19 protein-coding genes are annotated in these 19,550 nt (G+C 44.1%); 10 read left to right on the top strand and 9 right to left on the bottom strand.

All coding sequences use genetic code 11. From position 1 onward, the window contains the following. Positions 1–30 precede the first annotated feature (30 nt). Entirely contained in the window at positions 31–1,437 is a 1,407-nt protein-coding gene (gene clcA, locus ITG10_RS21905) for a H(+)/Cl(-) exchange transporter ClcA (protein ID WP_026084352.1), read from the top strand. A 264-nt stretch (positions 1,438–1,701) separates the two neighbouring features. Next, entirely contained in the window at positions 1,702–2,649 is a 948-nt protein-coding gene (locus tag ITG10_RS21900; protein WP_026084351.1) for a TDT family transporter, read from the top strand. Positions 2,650–2,769: 120 nt separating this feature from the next. Here ITG10_RS21900 and ITG10_RS21895 read toward each other — a convergent pair whose 3' ends face one another. The 7 genes from ITG10_RS21895 to hmpA all read right to left on the bottom strand — a co-directional run bounded on the left by ITG10_RS21895 (position 2,770) and on the right by hmpA (position 10,019). Then, positions 2,770–3,585 carry a phosphodiesterase gene (locus ITG10_RS21895; protein WP_017631836.1) on the bottom strand — a complete coding sequence of 272 codons (816 nt, stop codon included), beginning with the start codon at positions 3,583–3,585 and terminating at the stop codon, positions 2,770–2,772. 5 nt (positions 3,586–3,590) lie between these two features. Next, on the bottom strand, positions 3,591–4,670 hold the full coding sequence (locus ITG10_RS21890; protein WP_017631835.1) for an ABC transporter ATP-binding protein: 1,080 nt from the start codon (positions 4,668–4,670) through the stop codon (positions 3,591–3,593). Between the two features lie 12 nt (positions 4,671–4,682). Next, complete coding sequence (locus ITG10_RS21885) at positions 4,683–5,471, bottom strand: ABC transporter permease subunit (RefSeq protein ID WP_248386864.1); 789 nt, start codon at positions 5,469–5,471, stop codon at positions 4,683–4,685. A gap of 1 nt (position 5,472) precedes the next feature. Continuing rightward, a complete protein-coding gene (locus tag ITG10_RS21880) occupies positions 5,473–6,285 on the bottom strand; it encodes an ABC transporter permease (protein WP_248386863.1) in 813 nt (270 codons plus the stop codon). Positions 6,286–6,332: 47 nt separating this feature from the next. After that, complete coding sequence (locus ITG10_RS21875; RefSeq protein ID WP_017631832.1) at positions 6,333–7,370, bottom strand: ABC transporter substrate-binding protein; 1,038 nt, start codon at positions 7,368–7,370, stop codon at positions 6,333–6,335. 23 nt (positions 7,371–7,393) lie between these two features. Beyond that, positions 7,394–8,407, bottom strand: a complete 1,014-nt coding sequence (locus ITG10_RS21870; RefSeq protein ID WP_017631831.1) for a substrate-binding domain-containing protein — start codon at positions 8,405–8,407, stop codon at positions 7,394–7,396. Between the two features lie 415 nt (positions 8,408–8,822). Next, entirely contained in the window at positions 8,823–10,019 is a 1,197-nt protein-coding gene (hmpA, locus tag ITG10_RS21865; RefSeq protein ID WP_017631830.1) for an NO-inducible flavohemoprotein, read from the bottom strand. Positions 10,020–10,388: 369 nt separating this feature from the next. On the opposite strand from hmpA, the gene norR reads away from it, so the two are divergent. Together norR and ITG10_RS21855 are read left to right on the top strand one after the other, a co-directional pair. Then, positions 10,389–11,981 (top strand): nitric oxide reductase transcriptional regulator NorR, encoded by a 1,593-nt coding sequence (gene norR / locus ITG10_RS21860; RefSeq protein ID WP_017072223.1) that lies wholly within the window; start codon positions 10,389–10,391, stop codon positions 11,979–11,981. An 89-nt stretch (positions 11,982–12,070) separates the two neighbouring features. Beyond that, positions 12,071–12,430: a glutaredoxin gene (locus tag ITG10_RS21855; RefSeq protein ID WP_017062638.1), complete on the top strand. Its 360-nt coding sequence runs from the start codon at positions 12,071–12,073 to the stop codon at positions 12,428–12,430. Positions 12,431–12,539: 109 nt separating this feature from the next. Here the strand turns inward: ITG10_RS21855 and ITG10_RS21850 are convergent, their stop codons facing one another. Next, positions 12,540–13,175, bottom strand: coding sequence for an OmpA family protein (locus tag ITG10_RS21850; protein WP_017631828.1), 636 nt, complete (start codon positions 13,173–13,175; stop codon positions 12,540–12,542). A gap of 258 nt (positions 13,176–13,433) precedes the next feature. Between ITG10_RS21850 and ITG10_RS21845 the strand changes: the two genes are divergently transcribed. The 6 genes from ITG10_RS21845 (at position 13,434) to ITG10_RS21820 (ending at position 19,088) form a co-directional block, all read left to right on the top strand. Next, complete coding sequence (locus tag ITG10_RS21845) at positions 13,434–14,060, top strand: thioredoxin domain-containing protein (protein WP_017631826.1); 627 nt, start codon at positions 13,434–13,436, stop codon at positions 14,058–14,060. Positions 14,061–14,136: 76 nt separating this feature from the next. Continuing rightward, complete coding sequence (locus ITG10_RS21840) at positions 14,137–14,610, top strand: FKBP-type peptidyl-prolyl cis-trans isomerase (RefSeq protein WP_017631825.1); 474 nt, start codon at positions 14,137–14,139, stop codon at positions 14,608–14,610. Between the two features lie 202 nt (positions 14,611–14,812). Further along, positions 14,813–15,406: a TetR/AcrR family transcriptional regulator gene (locus ITG10_RS21835; RefSeq protein WP_017631824.1), complete on the top strand. Its 594-nt coding sequence runs from the start codon at positions 14,813–14,815 to the stop codon at positions 15,404–15,406. A 171-nt stretch (positions 15,407–15,577) separates the two neighbouring features. Beyond that, positions 15,578–16,609: an NADP-dependent oxidoreductase gene (locus ITG10_RS21830; protein WP_017631823.1), complete on the top strand. Its 1,032-nt coding sequence runs from the start codon at positions 15,578–15,580 to the stop codon at positions 16,607–16,609. Positions 16,610–16,633: 24 nt separating this feature from the next. Continuing rightward, entirely contained in the window at positions 16,634–17,254 is a 621-nt protein-coding gene (locus tag ITG10_RS21825; RefSeq protein ID WP_017631822.1) for a glutathione S-transferase, read from the top strand. Between the two features lie 151 nt (positions 17,255–17,405). Next, positions 17,406–19,088 (top strand): RluA family pseudouridine synthase, encoded by a 1,683-nt coding sequence (locus tag ITG10_RS21820; RefSeq protein ID WP_017631820.1) that lies wholly within the window; start codon positions 17,406–17,408, stop codon positions 19,086–19,088. A gap of 95 nt (positions 19,089–19,183) precedes the next feature. Here the strand turns inward: ITG10_RS21820 and ITG10_RS21815 are convergent, their stop codons facing one another. Further along, a complete protein-coding gene (locus tag ITG10_RS21815; protein WP_017631819.1) occupies positions 19,184–19,543 on the bottom strand; it encodes a DoxX family protein in 360 nt (119 codons plus the stop codon). Positions 19,544–19,550: the final 7 nt, after the last annotated feature.

Here is a 19,550-nt window from a genome sequence, read left to right as displayed (position 1 = left end):
TCCCCGCATAAACTCAGGAACCAAACTTAAATGACCAATAGAGAGAGAATTAAGCAATCCCTTTTAGCAAAAATACCAAGGGATGCTATCAACCAATTTCTCTCTAGAGACAAAACACCCGCTTCCGTTCTTTTCCTTTCTTGCATTGTCGGTATCCTTGCTGGCGTGGTGGGCACCTATTTCGAAGTTGCCGTTCATTTCATCACAGAAACTCGTACCGATTGGCTGAAAGATGAAATTGGTAGCTATTTACCACTTTGGCTTGCTGCTTTCCTTATCAGTGCTGCATTTGCCTTCATTGGCTATTTCCTCGTTCACCGCTTTGCTCCAGAAGCTGCTGGTTCTGGCATCCCTGAAATAGAAGGCGCGATGGACGGTATGCGACCTGTTCGTTGGTGGCGAGTACTTCCAGTAAAATTCTTTGGTGGTATGGGCGCGTTAGGTTCAGGCATGGTATTAGGTCGTGAAGGGCCAACCGTGCAAATGGGCGGAAGCATCGGTCGTATGGTCACTGACATATTCCGAGTAAAAGATGACGATACTCGACATTCATTACTTGCTTCAGGTGCGGCTGGTGGCTTGGCTGCGGCGTTCAATGCACCACTAGCTGGGATTATGTTCGTTGTTGAAGAGATGAGACCACAATTTCGTTACTCACTCATTTCAATCAAAGCCGTTATTATCTCTGCGATCTCAGCCAACATTGTGTTTCGTTCGATCAATGGTCAATCTGCTGTTATCACTATGCCTCAGTACCAACAACCTGAACTGAGTGCACTTTGGTTATTCCTATTACTGGGCGTGTTGTTCGGCTTATTTGGCGTAATTTTCAATAAGCTAATAACGCTTTCGCAAGATATGTTCGTGGCAATACACAAGAATGACCGCAAACGCTACTTGATAACCGGAACCCTGCTTGGTGGCTGTTTTGGCTTGTTGCTGCTTTATATCCCTGAATTGACTGGCGGTGGTATTGGTATCATCCCAAACATCACTAACGGTAGTTACAGCACCAACATATTGCTACTGATCTTCCTAGGCCGTGTTATCACCACACTACTTTGTTTTGGATCTGGTGCTCCGGGCGGCATCTTTGCGCCGATGCTCGCACTCGGTACACTCTTTGGCTACGCATTTGGGCTTATCGCCGCGACATTCTTTCCTGAATTGAATATCGAACCGGGCATGTTTGCGATTGCAGGTATGGGCGCTTTATTTGCTGCAACCGTGCGTGCGCCAATTACAGGCATATTGTTGGTTATCGAAATGACTAATAACTATTACCTTATCCTGCCGTTGATCATCACCTGTCTAGGCGCGGTAATCATTGCTCAGATGTTAGGTGGTCAGCCGATTTACAGCCAACTACTGAACCGTACGCTGAAAAATGAGAAGTTAAGACAACAAGACCTGCCTCAGCAAGAGGAAGTGCGTTAATTACAAAAGACTCATGAAACAAAAGCACACATTCAACGTGCTTAATGTCCCGATTCCGCATCAAAATCAAAAAAGCAAACGTTAAACTTGGTATCATCCACTCAAAATTAGTTGAATGCCCTCAACATCTATTGATGGCACAACTGCACGCTCTAACTAGAGCAAAAAATCTATTACTCACTGACATTCTGAAAACAAACCCACATTCTATAAATAAGTTGGAGCAAGCTGTTGAACTGGAGAAGATTAACCCAAGTAAAAAATGTGCCGCCCTCTCAGGCGTCTTTAGCACTTGGTGTAATTGGACTAGGACAAGCTTGGGCATTGTACCTCCCAGGGGTTGGAGAGCTCATACGCCCTTACCTTGCTGCATTCGGCGCGCTGTTATTACTGCCCGTTTTACTTCGTTATCTCACCAGTTTTAATACCTTCATCAATGACATCCGTCATCCACTTAGCGGAAGCTTAATGGCACCAATGAGCATGGCACTGTTGATTCTATGTGACTACTTAGCCGAAATATCGCCAATAATCGCCTACCCAATTTGGTTCTGTGCGTTATTGCTGCACTTTACAATGATGGTATTGTTCTTCGGTTTCCAGATCATCAATTTCAAAATGTCGAACATCGTCCCGAGTTGGTTTCTGTACCCAGTAGGCTTAATCAGTAGTTCGTTAGCGGGCACGCAGTTCGGACACACAGTATTCTCAGAAACGCTGGCCGCGACATGTATTGGCATCTACTTCTTCATGCTGCCAGTGGTGCTGTACCGCTTAGTGTTTGAAGGTAACCTACCACGCAGAGCAAGACCAACACTGGCAATCATGGCCGCACCAGTAAACTTGTCACTAGCAGCTTACTTGGTCAACTTTGATAATCCAGACCCTATTCTTACGGGCGCATTGGCGGGCATCGCCATCACCATGACACTGCTGATTTACTTATGTTATATCCGCTTGATGCGTTTGAAGTTCCAACCATCCATTGCTGCGGTTACCTTCCCATCGGTGATCAGCGCCATTGCGATGCATCGCTTAACCACCTTTTTCGGGGCCGAATTCCCGCAATGGTATTGGCTACACAAGTTTGGCTTCTTTGAGCTGACCATCGCTACGATATTGGTGATTTGGGTCGCGGGCGGTTACGTGAAAATGTACTGGCCTGAGTTTTTTGATACTCACTACATGTCGAAAAAGACAAAGCGCTCTTAATGACATCTTGCTAACTCAAAAGTGCTGTAATCTCCTACTCATCTAATACAAAAATATCGCCATTTTCTATAAAAAATGGCGATATCAAATTACTCGACCCCTCAAAATAATAGCTAGTAATTAATCAATCAACGCACCAGATTCGTCAAAGAAAGGATAAGGACCATCACTGTCTTCAATATAGCTAATATGAGAGACAACTGAGTTACCCTCCACTGTGAGTAATTGTATCGCTTTAGGCTCTAATGAAAATGACGAGCACGCGTTAGGGTCTAAATCTAAGGTCACTGAGTGACTATGTGAGGGGCCAACCCAAACTGGGATCGAATTCCAAACAGCGGTAATGGGTCTATGTAAATGCCCTGCGCATATGCCGACGATGTTCTCATGATCTTTAAGAACATCATAAAATTCATCATTGTTTTGAAGGTTTTGAACGTCCATATGATTTAGCCCAACCTTCATTGGAGGGTGATGTATAAACAACATTTTCGGTTTAGCGGAATACTCAATAAGTACTGAACTTAGCCAGTCTAGCGTTTCATTGCTTAGATAGCCGTAGGACTTACCAATGACGGATGAATCCAAACCAACTAATACGACCCCATGTTCTTCAGCAACGAAGTTACAATACTCCTGATGATCAAACGAAACGAGATCTGACAAACCATCACGGAGGTTATTCCTATCATCATGATTACCCGGAATAACATACAGAGGTATCTCGAACTTAGACAAAGCTTCGTTAATCAACAGGTACTCTTCCGACACTCCAAAGTCACCCAAATCACCTGTTACCACCACGCAATCAGGCCTTGGACTTAAACGGTTAATGTGATCGACGGCATCGTGCAAACATTTTAACGTATCCACTTTTCTGTAGGCGTGCTTGCCCCCCTGCTTAATATGCAGGTCTGTCAGTTGTGCAATTAGCATGATTCTTACTTCTTTAAAGGTATTAGTCGTTCAGGGGCAAACGTAACAGCAACAACTTGGCCAACGTGATATTCCACGCGTTCAAAACAGTCAACTATCAATGTTTTGCTTTTCTGCACGCCCGACAGGAGTACTCTTGTGCGATCGCCGAGAAATACGGTGCTATTGACTGTTGCGGTTAGGACATCATCACCACTGATATCTTGTAATGAAATATCTTCTGGTCTCAGCATCACACTGATTTCTTTGCCCGAAGTCACTTGCGATTGTGCCTCTTTGGACAACGTAATGTACTTTTCAGTATCAAGGAGCAGCTTTCCATCGTTAACCAGCCCTTCGAGTCGGTTCATCTGACCAATAAAATCAGCAACAAAGTTGTTTACTGGTTTTAGGTAAATGTCTTTCGCAGACCCTATTTGTGCAATTTCACCATGATCAAGAACGGCAATACGATCGCCCATAGCCATAGCTTCCTCTTGATCGTGCGTCACGTATACCGCTGTAATACCAAGTTTTTTAAGTAGACTTCGAATATCGCCACGAAGTCGCTGTTTCAATAGCGCATCTAATGCAGACAAGGGTTCATCAAGCAGTAGAACATCCGGCTCCGTTATAATTGCCCTTGCTAACGCCACACGTTGACGCTGACCGCCAGAAAGTTGATGAATGTTACGGTTGGCGTATTTCTCCAAATCGAACATCTCAAGCATCTCTTTGAGCTTTTGCGCTCGTTCAGACTCACTGACACTACGAACTTTTAAACCATAAGTGATGTTTTCACTTACATTCATGTTTGGAAATAACGCATAAGATTGAAAAACCATGCCCACTTTACGCTGTTCAATAGGTAACCCTGTTACGTCGTGATCGCCAAACACTATGCTGCCACCGTTTTCATCTGCGAACTCTAGACCCGCAATCATTCTCAGCGTTGTCGTCTTCCCACATCCAGATGGTCCTAATAGAACTAAGATTTCTCCAGCCTCGATTTTCAGGTTGGTTGGCTTCAGAGCCACAGTGCCATCAGGGAAAGTCTTTGTAATATTGTTTAGCGATATCTCAACGCCATTTTCTAGCTTTAACATGTTGGTGCTGCCTTAATTATTGGTCACTGGTTTTTTATTTAAGGCTTGAGCCAAAACCAAAAGTGGAAGTATTAAACATAAGAAGATCAAGGTGTAAGCTGAACTGATTTCAAGTCTCATGGATGCGTAAGAGTCCGCTAAACCGACGGGTAAGGTCTTGGTTAATGGCGTATGTAGCATCCAAGTTAGATTAAACTCGCCAATAGAAAGCGTAAGTGTCATCAACATGCCAGCAACTATGCCCGCTTTACAGTTAGGTACTATCACGTCAAAAAACCTCTGCCAAAAGCTAGCACCTAAACTCGCTGCGCCCTCCTCTAAGACACGGAAGTTAATGCTCTGCAAAATAGAAAGAACAGATTTGACCATGAACGGCAGCGTAAAGATTACATGCCCAACAAAAATGAACATCCAACTAGAACGAAAATCATTAAAACCCCCATAGGCCAATATCAAGCCCAGAGAAATAGCCATACCCGGTATCGCAATTGGTAAGGTTAGAATTTCATCGAAAATTGATGCCCAACGGCTTTTACTCTTCGCAAGCACATAAGCACAAGGTACACCAATCACGACATTGATTAGCGTCGTTGCAATCGCTATCTGAAGTGTTAGCCAAATCGTATCAGAGTATAGCGACCACACTTGTTCAACCCATCGAAAGGTAAAGCCACTTTTAACGCCAACAAAATAGTTATTGGTCAATCCCGCCATTACAGACATGATCACAGGCACGATAAGGAATGCACAAACCAACAAAGTGAATATCAATTGGATATAGAAGTATTTATCTTTCTTCATGCTAACCTCCCATTGCAACTGATGCATTACTGTGACGCTTAGCAAGCGCTAAACAGATCCATGTGACCAAGCCTAAGATTAAGCTCAAGGCAGCAGCCATCGCGAAGTTGGCGTTTAAGGTAAATTCGGTATATATCGTCATAGGTAGAACATTGATGTTGGTCGCCAGCGTGAAAGCAGTACCAAAAGCTCCCATAGACGTGGCAAAGCATATAGACCCGGAAGAAATGAGCCCCGGAGTTAAAGCGGGCAAAGTGACATCTTTGAATATTTGCCATCGGTTGGCTCCTAGAGAGCGTCCCGCCTCAATCAAGTTAAGGTCGAGCTTTTCCGCTGTCCCCATAACAGTTAATACAACACGCGGAATTGAGAAGTACAGGTAACCTAAGAATAACCCGGCCATCGTGTAAGCAAACATCCAACGTTCACCAGTCAACTGTAAACTTAGTTGGGCAAACAACCCTTGTCGCCCTGCGAGCATGATGACGAAAAAACCAATCACCACACCAGGGAAAGCTAGAGGAAAGCTCAACATGGCTACTAACAGCTGCTTGCCGCGAAACTCATAGCGGGTTAAAAACAGCCCACTAATGGTCGCGATAGCTAAGCTCACCAAAGTGACTAAAACAGAAAGCCCAACGGTTGAAATCAAACTCTTGAGATAAATTGGTCGAGTTAAAATTTGCCAGTAGCTAGCAGCTCCCCCATCAACCAAGGATACGGTAATTAGCTGTACGACTGGCAACAGGAAAAATGCACAACTAATTACGATGGCTGGCAAAATTAACAAAAAAGAAATACGGTTATTTTTCATAGAAATACTGGCGAGGGATCCTCGCCATCCAATGAGTTAAAAAGCGATCAGTTCACTTCACGAATGTACATATCAGCAAACTCAGACTGGTTTTCAGACATCTTTGCGAAATCGACAGAACCAACGCGTTGGTATTCAGAAGCAGGCAAGAACTTACTTTCCGCTTCTTCACTCATCACACCATCAATAACCGGACGCAAGTAAGCATCTGCCCATAATTGCTGGCCCAGCTCCGACAATACGAAATCCAGTATCTGTTTTGCATTTTCAGGGTTTGGTGAACTCTTCACTTTGCTCATTACATATGGCACGGCGATGGAACCCTCTTTTGGAATAACAAATGCAGCATTAGTGAAATCGTTGTACTTCGCACGATAAGCATTAAAGTCGTAATCAATTAAAATAGGGATTTCACCAGAGATCACGCGAGCATAAGAAGTTTGTCGAGGAACAATTGGGCGATTCTTTGCTAACTGTTGAAAATACTTAATGGCTGGTTTGAAATTATCAATATCGCCCCCCATAGCTTCATTTACCGCCACAGCGCTAGCGTAGCCAACGAAAGCACTCGTTGGGTCTAAATATCCAACCATGCCTCGATATTCAGGCTTTAGCAGATCTTCCCAGCTCGTCGGTACCTCTGCCCCATCAAGAGCATCAACATTTACAAAGAAACCGATCGTACCAGAGTGAATAGCAAACCAATTCCCGTCAGGATCTTTCATGCCTTCTGGTATCTGGTCCCAGTTTTTAGGCTTATACGCATCAACAACGCCTTGTTCTGTTGCGTTTATACCGAAAGAAACACCGTAATAAACGACATCAGCTACCGGGCTATTTTTCTCTGCAACCAACTGAGATAAAGACTGACCCGAATTCTTATTGTCCATAGGAACTCGTATACCCAACTCTTTATTAATTAACTGAAGTTGCCCTCCCCAGTTAGCCCACTCCGGTGGACAGTTGTAACAGATGGCATCAGATGCCTGTGCTTGAAACGCCACGCCAGCAAAACCAAGAATTAAGCCCGCTAACTTTCTCGTTTTTGACGACTTTTTAACTCGTAATAGTTGATGTGATGCCATTATGTTCTCCAAAGAATCTTCCGTTAATTAAATTGGGTGATAACGGGAACCGCACCAAGCGATCCCTTCATTTGTAATTCATACTTCAGTGCAAATTCACGCCTTTTGATTGAGCCTGTTTTTGCGTTAAACAAGATATCGACGGCCATTTTCCCCATGTCAAAATGAGGAACAGCAACGGTAGACAAATTAGGGCTCACTAATTGCCCAAGGCCCATGCCATCAAACCCCACGACCGAAACATCTTGTGGTATCCGTCTACCTATACTTTTCAGCGCATTCATTGTTTTCAGTGCCAATAAGTCATTGCTACAAAACCAAACCGTCGGGCTACACTCAGCACTTAATAACCTCATCTCAGAAGTAGTGAACGGGATAAGCTTGTTTTGGTCGACCTCAAGCAGCTGGCTTAACTCCATCCCACTATCTTTGAGACCTTGTTTAAATCCTTGATAACGTTTTTTAGCCCGGTCAGATGAGGCAAAATGCCCTGTAACCATTCCTATTTTTGTATGGCCATACTCCAAAATTTTCTGCGCAACATCCTTACCTGCCTGGTAATTATCAACGAACACACAAGGTTCATTTTCAACAGATTGGTTATGAAGCAAACAGTAAGGGAACTTAAAACTTCGCAGTAATTCGAGCGCAGCATTATCAGACGCGTCGGCTATCGTTAGGATCACGCCTTCTACTCTTTGACGAATAAGATCAATGGCAGCTTGTTGTTCTTGTTCACTGTCATATTGGGTATCCACCACTAAAGTCGAGTAACCAAAATGCCTTGCTCGCTGTTGAATACCTGCAACAACTTCTGAGAATACGGGGTTAAGCAGGCTCGGAATCAGCACGCCAATCGTTGGATTTTTATTGAGTTCAATGGCTTGTGACTTTCTATCAATTCGATAGCCTGTCGTATCGATGACACGCTCGATTTTTTGAGCTGTAGCGGAAGCCACAGATTCTGGTGTGTTAACGAATCGAGAGACTGTCGCCGGGGAAACTCCCGCTAGAACTGCCACATCCTTGATATTCACTCGTTATCCCTACCCATCCCGTTAATTGATGAAGGCAAGACTAGATGACTGGTGTGACAGTTTTATTAATGAAACCAGGCGATATCTACACTTTTGTCGAACGTTAAGATCATATTCAAAACAAATGCCGCCATTTTATTTCATGAAACAAATTTGTTTCATTGAATTACGCGGATTTTTCAATGATTGGTTTGAAAAGAAAAAAGTTATTCGCAAGAGAGGTAAATCGGTAAAATCAACCTAAGTTGACACGAAACGAAACATTTGAGGCTGCATTGACTCTATCTGAGTCGTATTTCGTACAGTGATAAAGAGCATCATTTAAAAGATAAAAAAAGGCCTCACAGTGTGAGACCTTCTGAATGGGCAAGGTTTTAGTAGATCAGGCGAGTGTTAATAGAACTGCCGGGAGATCTTAGAAGTTAGCGTGAGGGCCGAATACTTCGTAGTGAACGCGTGAACGGTCAACTTTCAATGCATCTAGCTGCTCTACGATATTCTTCATGAAGCCAACAGGGCCACAAATGTAGAAGTCGCTCTCTTCAAAGCCTTTCGTATCCGAGATAGACGCTAGATTCATTTGACCTTGGTGCGTGTTTTCACATGCCGATTCGCCTTTATCCATGTACCACGTTTTTGCTTCCCAACCTTTGTCAGCAACAATGTCTTTCACACGAGTTGTGAAAGAGTGTTGGCCTACGTTTTCGCAAGCGTGAAGGTAAAGTACTGGCTCGCTTTTCTCTTCAGTGTTTAGGAACTCAAGCATAGACTGCATTGGCGTTACACCAACACCTGCAGAGATCAGTGTTACTGGCTTGCTGCGCTCTTGGTACATGAAGTCACCCGCTGGTGCGTATAGGCTAACCTCATCACCAACAGCAACTGTATCGTGTAGGTGGTTAGATACAACACCTTGTGTATCTTGGCCTTGCCCTTCACGTTTAACAGAGATGCGGTATTGCTTACCGTTCGGCTTGTCTGATAGCGAGTATTGACGAATTTCGCTGTATTGCGCACCTTCAGGTTTCACTTCGATACCGATGTATTGACCTGGAGTGTAATCCAGAACGTCACCGCCATCTTTTGGCTGAAGGATAAAGCTAGTTACTAGAGCTGATTCTTCAATCTTGTCTGCAATTATGAATGTACGTGCTGCTTCCCAGCCACCTACCGCTTGCTTACGCTGTAGGTAAAGCTCTGCTTCACGGTCGATGAATACTTGAGCTAAGAATAAGTAAGCCGCTGTCCACGCCTCTTCTACTTCTGGAGTGAACGCTTCTGTTGCCAATTCACGCAGTGTTTCGATCAGGTGCAAACCAACAATTTGGTAGTGCTCTGGTTGAATGTTAAAGCTCGTGTGTTTCTGAGCAATACGTTCAACGGCTGTTGTTAACGCTGCTAGATTTTCAATGTTCTTTGCATATGCCGCGATAGCTTCAAACAGTGCTACGCCTTGGCGACCTGTTCTTTGGTGAGTCATATTGAAGATATCTTTCAACTCAGGGTTATGCGTGAACATACGTTGATAAAAGTGCTGAGTTAAAGCTGGGCCTGCGCTCTCAAGTAGAGGGATAGTAGATTTGATGATTTCGATATGTGCATTGTTAAGCATGAATTTACTCCGAACACTGAGCCTTATGACCTATATGTCATTTTGACTACTTAAAAATAAGAATGACTTATCGATTTTCTGAAATCTTAGTTATTTTTAGAAACTGAGTTATTTTGACTCGTTTTCATTTCAAAAAATCGCGAAGCCTGATTAATGCCACCTGATTGATTGAGATCAAGAATAGTCTGTTTAATCAGCGCTATAATTGGGCTTCGCTGTGTCTTTTGCACAATCAGTGCCAACTTTATCAATCCCCCGTTATTACTGGTTTTCTTCTCAAAACTCATCTTATAAAAATGTCGAAAAGACCTTTTTTTTAAGTCAATAAGACTCTATTATGTAGATAAACACACACAGTTAGAGTTTTTTATGCAAGATATCTCCGCATCTACCCTCATGGAAATGACCATTGGCCTCGCAAGTGGTGTCAACGATCAAGATCGTTTCAATCGCCTGATCGATGCCATTCGCAAAACCATAACGTGTGATTGTGTCGCGCTTTTAAGCCTTCAAGGCGACACGCTAGTACCTATCGCAATGCAAGGGCTCAGCCGAGATACGTTCGGTCGTCGCTTTATCATTTCAGAACACCCACGGTTTGAAGAGATCTGCGCGTCTCGCTCTCCTGTTCGTTTCGATGCTGACAGCTCCCTTCCCGATCCTTTCGATGGTTTGCTTATTGACCATGATGGCGATTTACCAATGCATGCTTGTATGGGCTTGCCTTTGCTATTTGGCGATAAGCTCTTAGGCATTCTGACTCTAGACAGCTTGAAACCTGATGTCTTCGCGAATATTCCGGCGCGTAACCTTGAAGTGCTGGCGGCTATTGCAGCCTCAACCATGCAGATGGCACTGACCTTTTCGCAACTTGAACATCAAGCAAAACAGTCAAAGCAATTACTGGAAGAGTTGAACGTCGAAGCGTGGGAACGTGACGGCGGCGAGTTGATTGGTAACAGTGACACCATGGTCGCGCTTAAGAACGACATCGCGGTTGTCGCGCCGTCTGAGTTTAATATCTTGATTCATGGTGACACCGGGGTTGGTAAAGAGCTTGTGGCTCGCACCCTGCACCACCAATCTCAACGTAAACGTAACCCACTCGTCTACGTAAACTGTGCTGCAATTCCTGAAAACTTAGTAGAGAGTGAACTGTTTGGTCACGTTCGTGGCGCGTTCACTGGCGCAGACAAAAACCGCTTAGGTAAGTTTGCTTTAGCCGATGGTGGCACACTGTTCCTTGATGAGATTGGTGAGTTGCCTTTGGCTGCTCAAAGTAAGCTCCTACGTGCTCTACAAAACAACGAAATCCAACCTGTTGGCCAAGACAACATTCAAACCATTGATGTTCGTGTATTGGCAGCGACAAACCGAGATCTAAAACAAGAGGTTGAAGACGGTCGATTCAGAGCCGATTTGTATCACCGATTGAGTGTATACCCTATCGCGGTGCCAGCACTGAAAGATCGTGGTGACGACATCAGCCTATTAGCGGGTTTCTTCTTAGAACAAGCGCGTCGTAAGCTTGGTATCAACCAAGTTAAGTTCCGCTCTGACGTTCTTTCGTTCCTAAACCGTTATGGTTGGCCTGGTAACGTACGTGAACTTGAGCACGTGATCAGCCGCTCAGCATTAAAAGCGTTAGCGCGCAGCACCAATAAAAACCTGGTGACAATCACCAAGGAAGATTGTGGTCCACTCGACCAAGATCAGCCTATTGCGACGACACAGGTCAAAAACACACCGTTATCGACACCAACGATAGACCTTTCTGCAGGGCTACGTGGTGCAACGGACGATTTTCAACGCAGTATCATTACTGAGGTGTTGGAAGATGCCAACTTTAACTGGGCACAGGCAGGACGAGTTCTGAAAACAGACCGAGCAAACCTGACTCGACTGTCGAAGCGTTTAGGGCTAAATGTGGCTAAGTCTCACACGATCGAACGGACAAAATAGATATTAGCGGTTTGTTGCGAGCATCTGACAAAACTTGTGTATATAATGCTGCAAATTGTAACGCTAATTTTAAATATGTAGAGAGAGTTATGAAGTTTATCCGTTGGTTCTTAGGTCGTGTCATCTTGTTATTGAATTTTGTTTTCAGCCCACGTGGTGTGAAGCGTTCTCAAGAAGAACAAAGCAAAGTAAATGAGCAAGCAAAAACGCACACGTTATACCAATTCGAAGCGTGCCCATTTTGTGTGAAAGTGCGCCGCGCGATGAAACGTCAGTCGGTTCAATTTGAACTTCGTGATGCAAAAAACAACGAGCAACACCGTGCTGAGCTTGAAGCTGGCGGCGGTCGTGTGAAAGTGCCTTGTCTACGTATCGAAAAAGATGGCAAAACTGAGTGGATGTACGAATCTTCAGATATCGTAACTTACTTAGAAAAGCAGTTTGCATAAGTAATAAAGCGACAAAAGTCAGATACAAAAAATCCCTCGAATGTGAGGGATTTTTTATGTCTGTTATTTGGCGTTAATCGCTTCAAATTAGGCGCGAAAGTTCAAACCACTACTTCGCAACAATCAGCATCAATTCAACACGGCGGTTACACGCCTTGCCTTGCGCAGAAGCGTTCGTACAAGCTGGAACATACTCACCGAAGCCACGAGTATAAATAGAACGACTAGAAACATAGTTACTCTCTAATCGAGCCTTCACTTCTTTTGCACGCTGCTCTGAAAGCGGATCATTGATTCGGTCTGTGCCCGTGTTATCTGTGTGCCCTTCAATCACCACATCAATATCTTGGCGTTGAGCAAGGTAGCTACCTAGCGTATCTAACCATTGATTATAAGCTGGCTCAGGGAATGCTGAACCTGTTTTAAAGTTCACGTGCTGCTCAAGCTTTACCATCACATGGTTACCCGGCAACACTTCAAAATCGATGCGGTTTTGTCTTAAAAAGACTTCCAGTGGATCGTTAGTCGACACGCCACGTCCGTAGTTGGTCGTGATGGTTCTTTGTTGATGAGTACTGCTCTGAATCGAGTACCCACGATTGCTTGCTACATGAGTCGTTTGAACCACACCCCATTCAGGATGCATCAAGTCGTAATCGGTTTGTGGTGCAGTTTCTAGCATGTCACCGCCAAGTAAATCAGTTGGTGACGTGGCTTCACACCCCGCCAAAGCTATGCTTAACATTATCGCTAAATATCTCATTACTTCACCAACCACTCATGCAGATAAACCATTCACTAATGTCTATATCGGCACCGAGGGAAAAACTTTAGACGAAAAGAAAGCAGAACCCAAAAAAGTGCTGTTGATCACAGTTAACCGTCTACTAGCCTGTCTTCAGCCGCTAGTTCGAACTGTTTGCATTTATTTACCTTATAATTGTTTTCCAATTCCTACTAAATAGTTAGAATCTCACGACTTCTCAACGCTAGAGTAAACATTATGTTTAAACCATTTACTAAATTCATCACAGCAATCGCTGCCGTACTGATTATCGCCGGTTGTAGTGAAACAGACGAGCCACAAAAAGGCGTTCAATACGAAGCGCTTCCTACTGCTCTAACAGAATTTAACCTGTCTCCGATCACTGAAATCTTCTCTCTTAACTGTGGTCACTGTCGTCAAATGGAAAGTGCAATTCCAGAGATTGAGTCGCTTACAGACCAAACTATTGGCAAGATGCACGTAACATTCAATGAAAGTGCTCAAATTAGCGCAATGATCTACTACACAGCAGTGATGCAGCTTGATGCGACGCCTGACCATGCCTTCATGGACGACCTATTCGGTGCGGTTCAAATGGGTGCAGACGCGACTCCTGAGCAACGTCAGCAAGCACTAGAAACAGCATTCACTTCTCGCGGTTTGGTTAGCCCATACCAACTGAACAAAGAACAACAAGTTGCGCTTTTTGACTACGTTAAGAAAGCGGAAGAAGTTTCAGTAAAAGGTCAGATCAACTCAGTACCAACATTTATCATCAACGGTAAATACCAAGTGCTGACAGCCGGCCACCAAGATGTTGCTGGTATCGCGAAAACGATCAACTACCTTTTGACTCAACCATAATCGCGGCATTAGCCAACTGATTAACACATTTTGTATTAACTACGAAATTCAGCACTCAATATAAATAGGTTTTACTATGTCTAAATTTGTCATCCCGGTCATTGTCTTTCTTTTGGCGGGTTTCATGATTTACCGTACTTGGACGAATCATAAGTCTGGTGCAGAAAACTTCGAACAAGGTCAACAGTTCCTTATCGAGAACAGCGCTAAAGAAGGTGTTGTCACGACTGAGAGCGGCCTACAGTACCTAGTTCTTGAAGAAGGTACTGGTACAGAGCACCCAACAAAGAACAGCAAAGTAACAGTTCACTACCACGGTACTTTGATTGATGGCACGGTTTTCGATAGCTCTGTTGAGCGCGGCGAGCCAATTTCATTTGCTCTTAAGCAAGTAATCAAAGGCTGGCAAGAAGGTTTGACTTATATGGTTGAAGGCCAAAAAGTTCGCCTGTTTATCCCAAGCCCATTGGCTTACGGTAAAGGCGGTTCAGGTCCTATCCCACCATCAGCAACACTGATTTTTGATGTTGAGTTGATCTCTATCCAATAATCGAATTGCTATAAACAAGCTTCTGGCTTAAGCCCCAACATGTACACCATGTTGGGGCTTTTTTATGTAGCTATATGTTTTAAATTGGTTTTAATTGAGATCTTTCTATGCCATCGCTCAAGAACACAGTCAACATCCAAGACCAATCAAACGAAAAAAGAGCCACTAGACGACTGGTCTAATTTAAACTATAGTACCGACCATGAACGAAAAAACGAACGACACACGCCTGCATATTTTAAATGTCGGCTATCAATTAATAGTGAACAACGGCTTCAATGGCGTTGGCTTATCACAGTTGCTTAAAGAAGCGGACGTACCGAAAGGTTCGTTTTACCACTACTTTAAATCAAAAGAACAATTTGGTGAGGCGTTAATTCAGCACTATTTTGAAAACTACATCACTAAGATTGAATCCATTTTGGTACACGGCGAAGGCAACCATTATCAACGAATTCTGGGTTACTTTTCACTGTGGGCAAAGACTGAAAATGGCACCTGTAACGCACATAAATGTTTAGTGGTTAAGCTCAGCGCTGAAGTCTCTGATCTTTCTGATCCTATGCGCCAAGCTCTGCTCAAAGGAGCCGAAAAAGTCACTCAAACGATACAGCACTGTGTTGCTGGTGGTGTCGATGATGGCTCTATCAAAGTAGAAAACAGCCAAGAAGTCGCTCAGAATCTATACTCAATGTGGTTAGGCGCCAGCTTATTGAGTAAGTTAAGCCAGAACCCACAGAGCTTGGAATCGGCATTAAGCCTTACCGAACAACTTTTAAAAGGTGAAAGCCACTAACTCGCACCGCGCCTTCTTCGCTTTTGCTTGCTTCACCTTGCTTTGAATTGCTTTAACTTAAAAGAAATCACCCGCCCTCTTATCAATTTGATGACGGCGGGATTTTTAGACAACAAGACTAGACGACTGGTCTAATTCTAAATGAACACACTATAAAATTAAGGACATCCAATGACTCAACAAGACAATCGCCGCATCGTATTGGCTTCTCGCCCAGTTGGCGCACCGACTCAAGATAACTTCCGCTTAGAGACAGTGGCTACACCAACAATTAATGACGGCGAGATGTTACTTCGCTCGGTTTACCTATCTCTTGATCCTTACATGCGTGGCCGAATGAGCGATGCGAAATCTTACGCAGAGCCAGTTGCTATTGATGAAGTAATGGTTGGTGCAACCGTGTGTCAGGTTGAAGCGTCAAACAACGCTGATTTCGAAGTTGGCGAGTGGGTATTAGCGTACACAGGTTGGCAAGATTATGGTGTTTCTAACGGTGAAGGTCTTATCAAATTAGGTAAAGAGCCAAGCCACCCTTCTTACGCACTTGGCATCATGGGTATGCCAGGCTTTACCGCTTACATGGGTTTATTGGATATCGGTCAACCGAAAGAAGGCGACACGTTAGTTGTGGCGGCGGCGACAGGTCCTGTAGGCGCAACTGTTGGACAAATCGGTAAACTGAAAGGCTGCCGCGTCATTGGCGTGGCTGGTGGTCAAGAGAAATGCCAGTATGCAAAAGAGGTTCTTGGTTTTGATGAATGTATCGACCACAAGGCCGACGACTTCGCAGAACAATTGGCGAAAGCGTGTGACAACGGAATCGACGTTTACTTTGAAAACGTTGGCGGCAAAGTATTCGATGCAGTAATGCCGCTTCTAAACACAGGCGCTCGTATCCCTGTTTGCGGTCTTATCTCGCAATACAACGCAACATCACTTCCTGAAGGCCCAGATCGCATGTCTAGCCTAATGGGTACTCTTCTAGTTAAGCGCATTAAGATGCAAGGCTTCATCATCTTTGATGACTACGCACACCGTTACAATGAGTTTGCAACTCAAATGACCGAATGGCTGTCTCAAGGAAAAATGCACTACCGCGAGCACCTAATTGAAGGCCTAGATGAAGCCCCACAAGCATTCATGGGTCTATTAGAAGGTCAGAACTTCGGCAAACTTGTTATCAAAACTAACGAACCAAAATAGCTCAAGGATAGAATAGGAAGAATTATGATTACTTTACATCACCTGAATAAATCGCGTTCGAAGCGTATCATCTGGCTACTGGAAGAGCTTGGTGTCGACTATCAAATCAAACCTTACCAACGAGACAGTGTCACGTTTTTAGCACCACCAGAATTGAAGTCTGTTCACCCTCTTGGTAAATCTCCAGTCATTGAAGACGATGGCGTCGTGATCAGTGAATCTGGCGCAATTACTGAGTACCTTATCGACAAGTTTGGCGAAGGTAAATTTGCACCAGAACGTGGTACAGCTGAATACGTTGAGTATTCTCAGTGGCTACACTTTGCTGAAAGTTCGGGCATTTTGCCAATGTTGCTTAAGATTTTCGTGATGAAAGACGGCTGCGAGACAAACTTCCTTGGTGGTTATGCCGACGACGAAAATCAAAAGATTTTAACCTTCGTTAACGAAGCACTTGAAGGCAAAACCTATCTTGTAGGCGAAACACTCACTGGTGCCGATTTCATGATGTCGTTCATCGTAGAAATTGTGGGTAACTTTGGTGCGACTGCGCTCTACCCTAACATTGCTAAATACGGTGATCTTTTGGCAAGTCAGCCTGCTTACCAAAAAGCGGAGCAACTAGAGTTAGAACACTCTAACTAATCCAGATTTGTCATCTTCAATGCTTCCATAGCATGAACATGACAACCTAAATGAAGCCAAAGCCGATTTATCTTCCGCTTTGGCTTCTCATTTGCCTTCATTTCGACAACAATACCGAGCTCTAACCGAATACCCATAGAGTTTGATCTTCATGTCAGCAAACCTTGCTCAATACACACCACTGCGCACGTTAAACCAAACAGCGAATCAAGCGTTGGCTCTGCCAGAGCGTTTTACATTCCCGTATTACTATACTCCGCATCCAGTGTGCGAATTAGCGATGCAGCAGCTTCAACAGTCACTGCTTGACTGTGGTGTGAATGAAACATCACAAGGTAACCTCTATGCCGTTCTTCTGGTTCAACATCCTCAAACTCAAGAATTGGGTTACCTTTCTGCGTTTTCAGGTTTGCAGTTAGATGCGTCTTTGGAACCTCTGCTATCGAGTATCGCCTTCGTTCCTTCTGCTTTTGATAATCAGCAGTTTGAAGCCCTAAACACGCAAGTATTAACCCAACAAGCGACATTAGCTAACGACATTGCGAACCTAGAGAAAACTCACAACCTAGATGAACTGACTGTAACGCTGAGCGAGCTTAAAAACAACGCGAGCAAAGCAATCGAAGCATTTCAGCTCACTATGGCTGCCAACAAAGCACAGCGTAATCAGCTTAGAGAGCAAGCTAACCAAGAGAAAGAACTGGGGAACCTAGACTCTGCGGCTGACCTGCTTAAACAGTTGGGCAACCAAAGCAGCCAAGAGAAGCGAGACTTAAAAGCACTTCGAATTGAGTGGAAGCAAAAGATCGCAGAACGTCAGTTTCAAGTTGATGCCATAGACAACGATCTCAAAAGCCACAAGCAAGACTACCAAACAATTTCCGCAGAGTTAGAGACTCAGCGTTTGTCTCATTATCGCTTTATCAACCAAGCAGCAGAACCAAAGAGCCTGCTTGAATTATTAGATGGCAAAGACGCACTAGAGGATTCAGGTGACTGCTGCCTACCCAAGTTGCTTAATTTTGCCTTTGAGCACGGCTTTAAACCATTAGCTTTATCTGAGTTTTGGTGGGGATTACCGACAACAGATATCATTCGACAACACGGAAACCTTTACCCTGTTTGTCAGAGCAAAAGCTTCGAGATTCTCGACCACCAACTAGCTGGCGTTGAGTTAGAAGATAATCCGCTTATCGTAAACCCTGCGGTGGGTAAGTCGTTTGATATTGTTTATGAAGATGACGAGATCGTGGTTGTGAATAAGCCCGAGGAGTTCTTGTCTGTTCCGGGTAAGTTCATTGAAGACTCGGTTTATACACGTATTAAAGCACGCTACCCAGACGCCACTGGCCCGTTGATTATCCATAGATTAGACATGTCGACATCTGGATTGTTGATCTTGGCGCTGACAGCTGAGTCCAACAAACATATACAGAAACAGTTCATCGATAGAACCGTCGAGAAGCGTTACACAGCTCTGCTTGATGGTGAAATCCACGGTGATTCTGGCGATATTAGCTTGCCGTTACGCGGCGACATCACCGACAGACCGAGACAACTCGTTTGCCATGAACATGGGCGTAACGCAGAAACGCATTGGCAAGCCGTCAGCACCAACAATGGAAAAACCAAAGTTCACTTGTATCCTAAAACAGGCCGTACCCACCAATTGCGTGTTCACTGTGCTCATCCGCAAGGGCTTGGCGTACCGATTCGAGGTGATGACCTTTACGGCTACAAGCGGGAACGTCTACACCTTCATGCGGGTTACCTTAAACTGGTTCACCCAACAACAGGCAAGTGGATCGAGTTTGAAGTGCCTTCTGAGTTCTAAATCTACTATCTCGCGTAGGGCTTTCGAGCCCTACTCTTCTCACATAGACTGCAAGTTACCTCTTGAGACACTACATAGAAGTTAATACTAAATCATTAGTACCAGAGACCTAATACTAGAAAACTTGAACACAACAAGGTGACTATCGCAGGAATACCGTATTTCCAAGTATCAAATCTTAAGTGGAAGTAAAGTGCTCCTATCGAAGTCGCTCCCAGTATTGCACCGCCCATCACTTGAGTCTGTTCTGGTAAAATGTCACTTAGAGCTAAAATCAAAAGTACTGCTCCTGTCAGTTCGACCAAACCCACCAGAAACATAATCATTCTATTCAAGCCATAACTTTTAAAGAAACCAAGCTGGATTTCAAATACCTTCTTTTGCCAACCAAGTGTTTTAATCGAACTCGCCAATACAAAGAACATCACCATCAAAATGCTTACTACTGTATTCATCTCGTCT

Origin of the sequence: Vibrio sp. ED004 (genome assembly GCF_023206395.1) — a bacterium.
Classification (GTDB): Bacteria; Pseudomonadota; Gammaproteobacteria; order Enterobacterales; family Vibrionaceae; genus Vibrio.
This window is presented reverse-complemented; position numbering and strand designations above follow the sequence as displayed.